General features: G+C 40.6%; 10 protein-coding genes. 7 read left to right on the plus strand and 3 right to left on the minus strand.

Annotated features, from left to right (window positions below; translation table 11 throughout):
* The first annotated feature begins 15 nt into the window (after window positions 1-15).
* The 7 genes from ACYVM0_RS00660 to ACYVM0_RS00690 all read left to right on the plus strand — a co-directional run bounded on the left by ACYVM0_RS00660 (window position 16) and on the right by ACYVM0_RS00690 (window position 11571).
* Window positions 16-1635 carry a RagB/SusD family nutrient uptake outer membrane protein gene (locus ACYVM0_RS00660; RefSeq protein ID WP_460550925.1) on the plus strand — a complete coding sequence of 540 codons (1620 nt, stop codon included), beginning with the start codon at window positions 16-18 and terminating at the stop codon, window positions 1633-1635.
* Between the two features lie 108 nt (window positions 1636-1743).
* Window positions 1744-3054, plus strand: a complete 1311-nt coding sequence (locus ACYVM0_RS00665; protein WP_460550928.1) for a BNR repeat-containing protein — start codon at window positions 1744-1746, stop codon at window positions 3052-3054.
* A gap of 940 nt (window positions 3055-3994) precedes the next feature.
* Complete coding sequence (locus ACYVM0_RS00670) at window positions 3995-5200, plus strand: glycoside hydrolase family 88 protein (RefSeq protein WP_460550931.1); 1206 nt, start codon at window positions 3995-3997, stop codon at window positions 5198-5200.
* A 29-nt stretch (window positions 5201-5229) separates the two neighbouring features.
* Window positions 5230-7065, plus strand: coding sequence for a glycoside hydrolase family 35 protein (locus ACYVM0_RS00675; RefSeq protein WP_460550934.1), 1836 nt, complete (start codon window positions 5230-5232; stop codon window positions 7063-7065).
* Window positions 7066-7122: 57 nt separating this feature from the next.
* Complete coding sequence (locus ACYVM0_RS00680) at window positions 7123-8364, plus strand: DUF2264 domain-containing protein (RefSeq protein ID WP_460550937.1); 1242 nt, start codon at window positions 7123-7125, stop codon at window positions 8362-8364.
* Window positions 8365-8426: 62 nt separating this feature from the next.
* Window positions 8427-10274 (plus strand): glycoside hydrolase family 2 protein, encoded by a 1848-nt coding sequence (locus ACYVM0_RS00685; protein WP_460550940.1) that lies wholly within the window; start codon window positions 8427-8429, stop codon window positions 10272-10274.
* A 358-nt stretch (window positions 10275-10632) separates the two neighbouring features.
* Complete coding sequence (locus ACYVM0_RS00690; protein ID WP_460550943.1) at window positions 10633-11571, plus strand: glycoside hydrolase family 43 protein; 939 nt, start codon at window positions 10633-10635, stop codon at window positions 11569-11571.
* A 10-nt stretch (window positions 11572-11581) separates the two neighbouring features.
* Here the strand turns inward: ACYVM0_RS00690 and ACYVM0_RS00695 are convergent, their stop codons facing one another.
* From ACYVM0_RS00695 to ACYVM0_RS00705, 3 genes are all read right to left on the minus strand, one after another.
* On the minus strand, window positions 11582-12004 hold the full coding sequence (locus ACYVM0_RS00695; protein WP_460550946.1) for a DUF1810 domain-containing protein: 423 nt from the start codon (window positions 12002-12004) through the stop codon (window positions 11582-11584).
* 41 nt (window positions 12005-12045) lie between these two features.
* Complete coding sequence (locus tag ACYVM0_RS00700; RefSeq protein ID WP_460550949.1) at window positions 12046-13233, minus strand: MFS transporter; 1188 nt, start codon at window positions 13231-13233, stop codon at window positions 12046-12048.
* A gap of 184 nt (window positions 13234-13417) precedes the next feature.
* Window positions 13418-14053: an NAD(P)H-dependent oxidoreductase gene (locus tag ACYVM0_RS00705; RefSeq protein WP_460550952.1), complete on the minus strand. Its 636-nt coding sequence runs from the start codon at window positions 14051-14053 to the stop codon at window positions 13418-13420.
* Window positions 14054-14068: the final 15 nt, after the last annotated feature.

The following is a 14068-nucleotide window of genomic DNA, read 5'->3' on the forward strand; positions in this document are numbered from 1 at the left end:
TTAAACTCTTTATAAATGAAAAAGAAAATCATCATAAGTATCGGAATGATTGCCTTGCTGCAGTTCTTCTCATCCTGTAAAAAAACATACCTGGATGAAAAAGTATATTCTGCTTATGCCCCGGAAACATTGGCCGATTCACTGGGGCTTGAAGCTTCCATTGTGGGATTGCATAATCACCTGAGTACATTCTTCAGTTACTCCGATCCGCAGGGCTGGCCAAGTGTTTGGCATGCAGGCACAGATGTGGCCTTTGTACCACCATCTCAAAAGCAGGGTATCGAAATTCCCTATTACGACTACACGCAGTTGATAGCAACTGATGGGGCAGCATCCTACACCTGGGGCTGGGCCTACCGCATGATCAACAATTGCAACGTCATTATCAGTAATATTGATACCAGGTCTGCAGGTATGTCGCAGGCTAATAAAAACAGTGTAAAATCCGAAGCACTTTTCTTCAGGGCTTATGCTTACAATACTTTGGCTACTTTATTTGGAAGGGTGCCCATCATTACAGCACCGCTTACAGCTCCCAAAACAGATTTTGTAAGGTCATCACTGGACAGTGTGAATAACCTGATCATACAGGACCTTACGTTTGCTGTAGCTAACCTTACCGAAATTGGTGCTGTAAATTCTAAACTGAATGCCAATGGCAAACCCATCAGCAGGGCCAATAAATATATGGCCATGCAATTACTGGCCGAAGTATATTTAAGAGCAGGCAAACCTGATTTAGCTGAAGCACAATGCAATGCTATCATCAACAGTGGTAAATTTAGCCTGGTTAATACAAGGTATGGTATAAGGGCATCACAACCCGGTGATCCGTTTTCTGATATGTTTTTGTATGGCAACGAAAGAAGATCGCAGGGCAATAAAGAAGCCATCTGGGTTATGGAACAGGAAAATCCAAGTACCATTACCGGTGGTATTACCAACAATCCGCAACAGCGCCGCAACTGGGGTGCCGCCTACTACCAGATATCGGGAATGACCATCTGTGATTCTCTTGGCGGCAGAGGTATCGGCCGCATGCGCTTAACCAACTGGGTAGTGTACGACCTGTATGAAAATGCAGACATGCGTAACTCCAGTTACAACCTGCGCAGAAAATATTATATCAACACACCCGGCGCTCCAAACTTCGGGCAACAGGTACCGTATGTGGGTGCTGATACTATTTTTAAAATTGCACCATGTACCACCAAATGGAATCAATACGATCCCAATGATGTATTTGGTTTTGCAATGATCAAGGATTTTATCCTGATGCGTTTGGGAGAAACTTATTTGTTGCTGGCAGAAGCGCAATTTAAACAGGGTAAATTACCTGAAGCTGCTGCTACATTAAATATTTTACGGGCAAGGGCTGGCGCTACTCCTGTGACGGGTGCACAGGTTACGCTGAATTTTATTTTAGATGAAAGGGCCAGGGAATTACTGGCTGAAGAAAACAGGCGTATGACATTAATGCGTACCGGTACTTTGGTTGCAAGAACCACAGCATTGAATACGCAAACTATTAATCCTGTTTTAGGGCTTACTTCCAAAAATCTGTTACTGCCAATTCCTAAATCAGAAATTGATCTGAATAAAGATGCCGTATTGGAACAAAATCCCGGTTATTAAAACATAACAATAAAGATTCTCATATAGCAGTTGGTATAGAGGGCCGGTTAAGCCAGGCTTACCGGCCTTTTCTTTTTACACTTCATCTTTTTGCACTAAATTGTTGCAATGTTTCGACTTTATTCTATAGCAGTACTTTTTGTAATTACAGAAGGGCTGTCTGCACAATCTGTTAAAAGTGCACGTTCCGTTTTTGTTGACAGTGGCTGGGCCAATAATTCTGTTAATACCGTGGTATTTCGAAAAAATTCGCTGTGTACTTACAAAAACACCCAATACATTTCATTTTATAATAAAGATGGAATGGTGGTAGTGGGTAAAAGAACAATTGGTAAAACAAGATGGCTTTTGCAAACCACCAATTTTAAAGGTGATGTTACCGATGCCCATCGCTCCATCAGCATTATTACAGATGGTGATGGCTATTTGCATATGTCGTGGAACCATCACGGCAATAAACTGCACTACAGCAAAAGTATTGCAGCAGGCGCTTTGCAAATGACGGAAGAATTACCTATGACCGGCATTGCAGAAACCAATGTTACCTATCCTGAATTTCATTGCCTGCCCGATGGCAATTTATTATTTCTTTACCGGGACGGACGATCGGGACAGGGCAACCTGGTAGTAGATCGTTACAATACCAGTCAAAAAAAATGGGAACAATTACAAAGCAATCTTATTGACGGAGAAAAACAACGTAATGCTTACTGGCAGGCATGTGTTGATACAAAGGGAACGATACATTTATCATGGGTATGGAGAGAAAGTCCTGATGTGGCCAGCAATCATGATATGTGTTATGCACAATCCACAGATGGGGGTATAACATGGACCAATTCCAAAAAAGAAAAATATACGCTACCCATTAATGCCACCACTGCAGAATATGTTTGCCGTATTCCGCAAAAAAGCGAACTCATTAATCAAACCAGTATGTATGCCGACGAAGAAGGGCATCCGTTTATCGCTTCTTACTGGAAAGACCAGGGCGATAGCATTCCGCAATACCATGTTATTTATAATACCGGTGCTGCATGGGTTATTCAGAATACCGGCTTTAGAAAAACCGCATTCAGTTTAAGTGGTGCCGGTACAAAAAGAATTCCTGTGAGCCGTCCGCAGATTTTAAGTTTTAAAAAGGGTAATACCAATGCCGTCATTGTAATTTTCAGGGATGAAGAAAGAGGCAGTAAAGTTTCCGTGGCTATTAACAGGGATATGAATGTAAATAAATGGCTGCTGAAAGATGTAACTACTGCAACAGTAGGATCCTGGGAGCCTGCTTATGATACCGAATTATGGAAGCATAAAAAACAGTTGCATTTATTTGTTCAATATACCGATCAGAAAGACGGCGAAGGCAAAGCCAATATTTTGCCGCAACCGGTACAGGTACTGGAGCTTAAAATTAAATAGTGATTAAAGTTTGTTCCTGTCATGCTGTCAATGGTTAATATGTGTGAACTTGAAAAGTGTTTAATAATAATCAGGCCGCAATGCTTTCGTCCCGTATGGGACGCCAGGTGGGTTAAAAGAATAATTGAGGAAACCGTTATGCAGTAAATGGCTAAGATGTGTGAACCTGAAAAGTGTTTAATATTAGTCAGGCCGCAATGTCTTCGTCCCGTATGGGACGCCAGGAGGGGTAAAAGAATAATTGCGGAAACCGTTATGCAGTCAATAGTTAAGATGTGTGAACTTGAAAAGTGTTTAATAATAATCAGGCCGCAATGTCTTCGTCCCGTATGGGACGCCAGGTGGGTTAAAAGAATAATTGAGGAAACCGTTATGCAGTAAATGGCTAAGATGTGTGAACCTGAAAAGTGTTTAATATTAGTCAGGCCGCAATGTCTTCGTCCCGTATGGGACGCCAGGTGGATTAAAAGAATAATTCAGGAAACCGTTATGCAGTAAATGGTTAAGATGAGTGAAATTGAAAAGTGTTTAATAATAGTCAGGCCGCAATGCTTTCGTCCCGCATGTGACGCCAGGTGGGTTAAAAGAATAATTCAGGAAACCGTTATGCAGTCAATGGTTAAGATGTGTGAACTTGAAAAGTGTTTAATATTAGTCAGGCTGCAATGCTTTCGTCCCGTATAGGACGCCAGGTTGGTCAAAAGAATATTTGCGGAAACCGTCATGCTGTCAATGGTTAATATGTTTGAACTTGAAAAGTGTTTAATAATAATCAGGCCGCAATGTCTTCGTCCCGTATGGGACGCCAGGTGGGTAGAAAAAAAATGATCCGGAAAGCATCGTTCCGTAGGAACGACAGGTGCATTTGCAAAGAGGTAGAAAATTCAGGCAAGATTGTCATCAATTAATATAAAGAGTGTTATAATTATAAAATATGCAAGTGAAAAAAGTATATGTTTTAATATTGGCCTTAGGTTTGTTTTTTATACACGCCGTTGCACAAAATAATTACCATCCCAGAGCGGATAAAAAATTATTGCAAACCATTGAGCAGAATTTTACCGATGCAGCGGCACAATACAAAGTGCTGGCGAAAAATCTGCCGGCAGATAAATTCCCTAAAACCTATTTTCCTGCCACCGGTAAATACGAATTCAGTAATTCCGGCTGGTGGTGCAGCGGTTTTTACCCCGGCACATTACTATACCTGTACCAGCAAACAAAGGATACCGCTTTATATACCGAAGCCATGCGGATATTGAGTGTACTGAAAAAAGAACAGTTCAATACTTCCACACACGATCTTGGCTTTATGATGTATTGCAGCTTTGGCAATGCCGACCTTATTGCACCGTCACCTGCTTACAAAGAAATTTTACTGAACAGTGCAAGATCATTGGCCACCCGTTTTAACCCGGCAGTAGGCTGCATCAAATCATGGGATGGCAAACCGAATGAATATTTGGTGATCATCGACAACATGATGAATTTAAAATTATTGTTTTGGGCAACCCAGGCCAGTGGCGATTCTTCCTTTTATAAAATTGCAGTATCGCACGCCAACACCACCATGAAAAATCATTTTCGTGCCGATAACAGTTCTTATCATGTTTTAAATTACAATGCCACCACCGGTGCAGTACAACAGAAAAAAACAGCACAGGGTTTTGCAGATGAGTCTGCATGGGCACGTGGGCAGGCCTGGGGTTTGTACGGCTATACAGAAACCTACAGGGAAACAAAAGATGTAACATACCTGGACCAGGCCAATAAAATTGCAGGCTTTATTTTAAACCACCCGAATTTTCCTGCAGATAAAATTGCCTACTGGGATTTTAATGCACCGGATATTCCCAATGCATTAAGGGATGCATCTGCTGCAGCGATAATGGCATCAGCATTTATTGAATTGAGTGGCTATGTCAATAAAAAATTAGCAAAAAAATATTTTGCTACGGCAGAAATGATTTTAAAGCACCTTTCTGCAGAAAAATACAAAGCAGCTGCAGGGGCTAATGGAGGTTTTATTTTACAACATGGCGTGGGGCACATGCCTAACAAAACTGAAATTGATGTGCCGTTAACATACGGCGATTATTATTTTGTGGAAGCGATGCTGCGTTATAAAAACAGCACAAAAAAATAAAATACTAACAGACAATTAATAGTAATACGATGAGATGGATCCAATTTATTTTTTGTTGCTGCCTGCTTTGTTTTTCGGTACAGGCACAAAAAAAAGTACACAGCTTTGCATTAGGCGACTCTGTTTTTTTGCTGGATGGCAAACCCTTTCAAATGATCTCTGGTGAGATGCATTACCCCCGTGTACCTAAGGAAGCCTGGCGCCAGCGCATGAAAATGGCAAAGGCAATGGGACTGAATACCATTGGCACTTATGTATTCTGGAACTTGCATGAACCACAAAAAGATAAATTTGATTTTACAGGCAACAACGATATTGCCACGTTTGTAAAAACAGCGCAGGAAGAAGGCTTGTGGGTGGTATTACGCCCCAGTCCTTACGTGTGTGCCGAATGGGAATTTGGCGGCTATCCCTACTGGTTACAAAATGAAAAAGGCCTGACCGTAAGAAGTACAGAAACGCAGTACCTGGCCGAATATAAAAAATATATTAAGGAACTTGGTAAGCGGCTGGCACCCTTACAGGTAAACCATGGCGGCAATATCATCATGGTACAGGTGGAAAATGAATATGGTTCTTATGGAAAAGATAAAGCGTACCTGGATATTAACCGCAGGTTGTTTATTGAAGCAGGTTTTGATGGCTTATTGTACACCTGCGACCCTGTACGTGATGTAAACGACGGCCACCTGGATGGATTATTACCCGCAGTAAACGGTACAGATAAACCGGAGGAAATAAAAAATTTGGTCAGAACCAATCATAATGGGAAGGGCCCTTTTTATGTGGCGGAATGGTATCCAGCCTGGTTCGACTGGTGGGGAGAAAAACACCATACTGTTCCTGCTGAAAAATATACACCGGGATTAGAGCGTGTACTCGCTGCCGGTATTTCCATTAACATGTACATGTTTCATGGAGGTACTACCCGTGGTTTTATGAATGGCGCTAATTACAACGACAGGAATCCTTATGAACCGCAGATCAGCAGTTACGATTATGATGCGCCATTGGATGAAGCCGGTAATGCTACCGCAAAGTTTATGGATTTCAGGAAAGTGATCCTTAAAAATTTACCTGCCAGTACCATTCTGCCTGATGTGCCTGCTGCAAAACCGGTAATACAATTGCCTGCAATCAGTTTTACAAAGGCCACCAGTTTGTTTGATGTATTACCGAAAGCTAAATCAAATGCCAGGCCTTTAACTTTTGAAGACCTTAACCAGGCGTATGGTTTTGTTTTATACAGAACTGATATCACCGGCGCTACATCGGGCCTTTTAAAAATAAAAGACCTCCGTGACTATGGTATTATCTTCATCAATGGTAAAAGAGTAGCTGTGCTAGACAGGAGATTAAAACAGGATAGTGTAATGATTACCGTTCCTTCAGGAAAAGTAACTTTAGAGATACTGGTGGAAAACCTGGGCCGTATTAATTTTGGCCCTTACTTATTAAAAAACAAAAAAGGGATTACCGAAAAAGTTTTATTGGGGGATAAAGAAATAAGCAACTGGCAAATGTATTCATTGCCTTTTGATAATATAAATGCTGTGGGGTTAAAAAATAAAAAACCGGCAGCTGATGCACCTGTTATTAAAACCGCTACAATCGAATTAAAAGAAATTGCAGATACGTATTTTGATATGCACAACTGGGGTAAAGGAGTGGTTTGGGTAAACGGGCATAATTTAGGCAGGTATTGGTATATCGGCCCGCAGCAAACACTATACGTTCCGGCGGAATGGTTGCAGAAAGGGCAAAACAAAATAACCATATTGGAATTATTAAAACCTGGTGAAACAACATTACAAACTGTGGAAAAACCTGTATTGGCAGAACTGAACCCGGCAGCAATAAAATAACTGCTCTTAAATAATGCAGTGCAAAACCAGTTGGTGGCACCACAAAAAATGAAAACCATGAGTTGTACTATTCAGTATAGAAATCTGATCAGGATAATATTGCTTTCCTGCAGTGTTTTTTGCGTCCTCAGTCTGTGTGCACAGAGTAATACAACTAAGGATAGAAAATTATGGTTGGGCTACCTGGATAAAATTGCACGCCCGGTTTTAACCAATCTTGCTGCCAATACTTTAAAAGAAAAAATGCCGGTGGTATTATCCGACAGGGTGGACAATAAAATTGCAAGAGGCAAGGCGGCATATTTAGAAGCTTTTGCAAGAACACTTTCAGGTATTGCGCCCTGGCTGCAATCGGGTGAAGGTGATGAAGAAGAAAAAAAATTACGTGATGAATACCGGCAACTGGCGTTAAAGGCTTTAGCCAATGCTGTTAATCCTAACGCAAAAGATTACCTGCAATGGGCAGGCGGGCAACCATTGGTAGATGCCTCTTTTCTTTCCCTGGCACTGGTGCGTTGCCCATGGCTTTGGGAGAATTGCGATACCCTTACCAAACGAAATGTGCAGGCGGCTTTTATAACCACACGCAATACAGTGCCCGTATACAGCAATTGGTTACTGTTTACTGCTATGATCGAGACTTTTTTTTGTCAATACAACCTGCCTTATGATAAGGTAAGAATTGATTTTGGCGTGAAGGAATTTGCCAATCACTGGTACACCGGCGATGGTTTATTTTCTGATGGCATGGAATTTCATTATGATTATTACAACAGTTATGTTATTCAGCCTTACCTGCAAACGATTGTAGCGGTGATCAATAAAAAAGACAGCAGTTACAAACAGTTTGCACCAAAGCTGGATAAAATTTCCAAACGCTATGCCGCCATACAGGAAAGATTGATCAATGCCGATGGCAGTTTTCCGGTTACGGGAAGATCGATCACTTATCGTGGTGGAGCCTTTCATCACCTGGCCAATATGGCTTTAACCAAGCAGTTGCCTGCTGAACTTGCACCGGAACAGATCCGTTGTGCTTTAACTGCAGTATTAAAAAAAACATTGGAAGCCCCGCAAACATTTACCGATAAAGGTTGGTTGAATATTGGATTATACGGTTCGCAACCCGGGCTGGCAGAAGGGTATATCAATACCGGAAGTGTGTACCTGTGTTCAGAAATATTTCTGCCATTAGGCTTACCTGTTACAGATGATTTCTGGAGTAAACCCGATATGCCGTGGACATCAGTAAAAGTATGGAGCGGACAAAACTTTCCTGCTGATCATGCAGTGGAGTAAATGAATTTCATATAGGGTTGTCAATCTTTCAAAGGTTGAGAACCCTGAATAAAAAAATAAAAATGAAAAGAAAAAAGATTGTAGTTTTTTATTTGCTGATAATTGCTGGAAATAATTTGTTTGCCCAGCAAAACCTGATCACCAACATACAGGCCCGTAAAACCACCAGTTTAAACGGTACCTGGAATTATATTGTTGATCAATATGAAACCGGCTTTTACGATTACCGGTTTAAGGAACGTGCCCCCAACGACGGCGAAGCATACTGGAATAATCCTGTGCAGGTAAACCGCTGGGACCGTAAGGAACATGGTTATAATGCAAAGTACTCTCTTAAAGTACCCGGCGACTGGAATTCGCAGGACCCTAAATTTTTATATTACGAAGGCACGCTCTGGTATCAAAGAACATTTGATTATAAAAAACAAAATGCAGCCAATCACCTGTACATTTATTTTGGAGCCGTTAATTACAAAGCCGATGTGTATTTAAACGGTAAAAAACTCGGCACACACAAAGGTGGGTTTACACCATTCAATTTTGAAATTGCTGATTCTATATTAAAACCTACCGGAAATTTTTTAGTGGTAAAAGCAGATAACAAGCGTTATGCTGATGAAGTGCCTACACTGAATACAGATTGGTGGAATTACGGCGGCATTACCCGTGATGTAACTTTAGTGGAAGTGCCGCCTGTATTTGTACAGGATTATACCTTTCAGTTACAGCCGGCAGCAGCAGGTAAGATCATTGATGCTAAAAATGCAGTGGTTGAAGGTACTATTAAATTAAATATCGCTTCTTCGCAAACTGTAGTGATAGAGATACCGGAATTGAAAATAAAAAATACTGTTGCTGTAACCGGTGGAGAAGCTGCATTTAAATTCCCTGTAAAAAATATACAGCTGTGGTCGCCCAAAACACCAAAGCTATACGACGTGCTGGTTTCACTGGGCGAAGAAAAATTAAAAGATAAGATCGGGTTGAGGACCGTGAAAGTAGAAGGCAAAAAAATATTATTAAATGGTAAACCTGTTTTTTTAAGAGGCATTTGTATTCATGAAGAAATTGCTCCCGAAGTAAGAAGAGCGAATAGTTATGCTGATGCGGCAAAATTATTGGGCTGGGCAAAAGAACTGAATTGTAATATGGTAAGGCTGGCGCATTATCCGCATAATGAAAATATGACCAGGATGGCAGATTCATTGGGGATATTGGTATGGTCAGAAATTCCGGTGTACTGGACCATTCAATTTACCAATGAGGAAGTATTGGCAAAAGCCAAAAAGCAACTGGCAGAAATGATCATGAGAGATAAGAACAGGGCAAGTATCATCATCTGGTCAGTAGGTAACGAAACACCTGTTAGTGATGCCCGGAATTTGTTTATGCAAAATTTGATCAGGACTGCAAAGCAAACAGACAGTACAAGAATAGTATCTGCCGCACTGGAAGTGCATTACAACAATGGCAAAAATATTATTGATGATGTATTAGGCAACGATGCCGATTTGGTTTCGGTAAATGAATACTTAGGCTGGTACAGCGGTTTGCCTAGTAGCTGCCGTACCGCACAATGGGAAACTGTTTTTAATAAACCATTGTTTTTTAGTGAAACCGGGGCAGAAGCACAAACAAGTTTCTTTGCAGATTCGCTAACCCGTTTTAGTGAGGATTACCAAATGTGGTATTACAGGGAGCAAATTGCGATGATGAAAAGGATGCCCGATAACTATATTGGTTTTTCTCCCTGGATATTATGCGATTTTAAATCACCCAAAAGAAATAATCCAATAAACCAGGAAGGCTGGAACAGGAAAGGTGTAATTGACAATGAAGGCAGGAAGAAAAAATCGTTCTATATCCTGAAAGCCTATTATGATGAGATGGAAAAGCTCTATGATAAATAAACAGCGCTGCGGATAAATTACTGCGTAATTATTGGTTGCCACTAATTACACGAATTTTCACGGATGGTTTTTATTAGTGTTGATTGGTGTCATTTGCGGCAAACTTTTTCTCCGGGGTTGCTCTCCATCATTTGCCCGGTCCTTCATGATTTTCGCTGTCTTCATCCCTTGCTCTGCCCTCCAGGGCAGGGATAAAATGTGCACTCCCAAACGGGCTTTTGCCCAATTCAGAAAATCCGGAAAATTATCTGTAGTTTATTTCCGGTAACTGTTATTTTTATGTATTGAGAAATTAAAAAAAATAAATACCACAATGCCCTTGTTAAATAAAAATATAAAAGTTACCAGTTGTAAAATATTGACTAAGATTGTTTTTTCTCTTGCGGTATTTTTTACGGGCCAGCTAAAATCCTTTGCACAAAACAATGCAGTGTACATGTTTGCTTATTTCAACAATAATGGCAAAGATGGTTTGCATTTAGCGTACAGCAAAGATGGTTATACCTGGACTGCATTAAACCAGGATAGTGCGGTAGTAAAACCTATGGTAGCCAATGATAAATTAATGAGAGACCCGTGCATCATCAGGGGCGAAGACGGATTATTCCATATGGTTTGGACGGTGAGCTGGAATGATAAGGGCATCGGGTATGCCAGCAGCAGCGACCTGGTGCATTGGAGTGAACAACAATTTATCCCGGTAATGAAAGGAGAGGACAGTGCAAGAAATTGCTGGGCACCCGAAATTACCTATGATAAAAAGAAAAAGCACTACATGATCTACTGGGCTACTACCATTGCCGGTAAATATAAAATGGATACGGTTGTGGAAAGCGGCTACAACCACCGCCTGTATTATGTAACCACCAAAGATTTTAAAACCTTCAGCAAAACAAAATTATTATACGATAAAGGCTTTAATGTAATTGATGCCACCATTGTGCCCGACGGCAAAAAATACATTATGTTTTTAAAAGACGAAACCAGGATACCGCCACAGAAGAATATTAAAATTGCTACCAGTAAAAAATTAAATAAACATTTCTCTGCCGCGTCTGCACCTGTCACCGGTAACTATTGGGCAGAAGGCCCCACAACATTAAAGATTGGTAATACCTGGGTGCTGTATTTTGATAAATACCGGGATCATAAATATGGGGCGGTACAATCAACAGATTTAAAAAACTGGATAGATGTGAGCGATAAGATCAGTTTGCCGAAGGGGATAAGGCATGGAAGTATTTTTATGGTGAATGAAGAGGAGTTGGAGAACGTGAAAACTCAGTTAAATAAATAGTTTTCAGGTATTATAAAGGCTGATTAATTATTTGTAAAGTAGCCTCGTCTTCTTTCCCGTTATAAAATTTATCTAACACCAATTTAAATACAGTATGGGTATCGGGTAAAGCATTGAAAAGTGTCATACAAGATCTTAATTTTACATCATCGGGGCTGCCCATTATTTTGTTGGCATCATTTGATGTAAGTTGAAGTAAAGCAGTAGAGATTTCCAGCAACCGGTTACCTAAAATCGGGTGGTTTAAAAATGATATGCTTTCGGCGATATCTTCCAGTGCATAAAATTTGGCTTTGTCACTTATGCCCAATCCTTTTATTTGCGGAAAAACATACCACATCCAATGCGTTTCTTTTTCGCCATTCTTAATCTCCGATAACGCAATATCATATTTTGATTCCTGTGCTTTTATAAATCTGTCTAAGCTATCCATAATTAGATTTTGTAGGAATTCATTCATGCAGCAGCGGCTTTTTATTCAATCTCCTTCACCCTGCTAATTAAAAAACTAATGCCTAATCCCAAAAATGCAATCGTCATAAAAGAATATTGTAAACCGGCTAACTGGGCGATGTAACCAATTAACGGAGGGCCCATTAAAAAACCGAGGAAGCCTATGCTGCTTACCGTAGCAATAGCAATGCCTTTGGAAACTTTCAGGTCGGCCTTACCAACCGTACTGTATAATAAAGGAACGATTGTACTTACACCAAAACCAACAACTAGAAAACCAATGGCTGCAGTAATTAAATAGGGGAGCAGCACTGCAAACATCATTCCGCTGAAAATTAATACACCACTAACCTGCACCATTTTTTTTCTGCTGAATTTTTCCGCCAGTTTATCACCAACAAATCTTCCGGTGGCCATCATGATCATAAAGCAGGCATAACCCAATGACACCATTGAGCCTTCAGCCTTTACCACCTGTTTAAAATAAACACCACTCCAGTCGAACATACAACCTTCGCAACTCAGGCAACAAAAACCAATAATGCCTAATTGCAACAGTAAACCATGCGGCATGCTCATGCGTTTAAATGATGCGGCCGATTTGCTGGTTGGTGTATGCAATAAATATTTTGAAAAGATAAAAGACAGCGTCATCACTATTGCTGCGATGATCCAGAAATGCACATAAGGAGTGGCATGCAACTTCATCATCAGCAAACCGGTTAATGCTCCTGTAAAACCTGCTGTACTCCATACACCATGAAAAGAAGACATGATGGGCCTACCATATATCGCTTCAGCATTTACACCTTGTGTATTAACAGAAATATTACAGAGGTTGCCGCTAACGCCAAACATAAACAAGCACACAGCCAGTTGCCACGGTGCATTTACCAAACCAATATTGGTTAAAGCAAAAGCGTAAAACAATATGGCAATACGCAAAACATTTTTACTGCCAAACCTGGTAACAGCCCTACCGCTGAAGGGCATGGTAACAAACTGCCCGATAGGCAGTCCTAATAAAAGAGTTCCCAATGCCGCTTCATTTAAATGCAATGCTGTTTTAATATCCGGTATGCGGCTGGCCCAGCTGGCAAAGCACACGCCCTGGCAAAAGAAGAATACAGATACTGCAATGCGGATCTGCAATTTGGAATATCCCGGCGTTAAAGTAGTAGTTGCTGTCAAATTGTGTAATAATGACACAAAGATAAATTAAAAAAGTTCCCGTCAAAATGCATTGCGCCATTAAGATTTATGATGTAGGCACTCTCAGAATTTTAAGCACAGTTCCTTTTTCAAATCTGTTTATGTGGGTAAAAAAAACAAAACAGGTTTTCCTGTTATCAATAAACAGAAAAACCTGTGCAGTAAATAATACAGCGGTTTTTTATCCCGGAAAGTTCACTACAAAATCCTTCATATCCTTTCTCACTTTGGGCGCCTTAGCTAAAAAATCGTTGGCTTCATCGCGGTAGCCTAAAGCCAATAGCGCAACACTTTTAAGTCCCAATGCTTTTAAACCTAAAATGTCATCAAATGCAGCAGGATCAAAACCTTCCATGGGGGTGGCATCAACGGCTTCGTTAGCAGCGGCAATTAATGCAGTGCCTAATGCAATGTAAGACTGCCTTGCTGCCCAGTTAAAATTATCTGCATCTGTTCTCGGTAAATATGTGCCGGTTAATCTTTCTTTAAAAGGTGCCAGGCTTTCTGCGGGTATATTTTTAACGGTTGCCTGCAGGGTAATAAAATCATCAATATCCTGTGCGGTAATTTTTTCATAGGCCGCAAAAACAAGCAGGTGCGATGCCTCTGTTATTTGTGGCTGGTTATATGCAGCAGGTTGCAATTGTTTTTTTATCGCTTCATCTTCCACCACAATAATTTTGTAGGGTTGTAATCCGCCTGAAGAAGCAGATAAACGTGCAGCTTCTAAAATAGCATCCACTTTTTGTTGGGGTACTTTTTCGCCGGTCATTCTTTTTACCGCATAACGCCAGTTTAAATTTTCTAATAATTCCATTTTTATGTTTTTATA

The organism is Ferruginibacter profundus (assembly GCF_054783275.1).

Coding starts and splice junctions, on each gene's coding strand:
- ACYVM0_RS00680 (WP_460550937.1), top strand. CDS start 7,123: ATGAGTTGTACTATTCAGTATAGAAATCTGATCAGGATAATATTGCTT.
- ACYVM0_RS00685 (WP_460550940.1), top strand. CDS start 8,427: ATGAAAAGAAAAAAGATTGTAGTTTTTTATTTGCTGATAATTGCTGGA.
- ACYVM0_RS00705 (WP_460550952.1), bottom strand. CDS start 14,053: ATGGAATTATTAGAAAATTTAAACTGGCGTTATGCGGTAAAAAGAATG.
- ACYVM0_RS00695 (WP_460550946.1), bottom strand. CDS start 12,004: ATGGATAGCTTAGACAGATTTATAAAAGCACAGGAATCAAAATATGAT.
- ACYVM0_RS00660 (WP_460550925.1), top strand. CDS start 16: ATGAAAAAGAAAATCATCATAAGTATCGGAATGATTGCCTTGCTGCAG.
- ACYVM0_RS00675 (WP_460550934.1), top strand. CDS start 5,230: ATGAGATGGATCCAATTTATTTTTTGTTGCTGCCTGCTTTGTTTTTCG.
- ACYVM0_RS00665 (WP_460550928.1), top strand. CDS start 1,744: ATGTTTCGACTTTATTCTATAGCAGTACTTTTTGTAATTACAGAAGGG.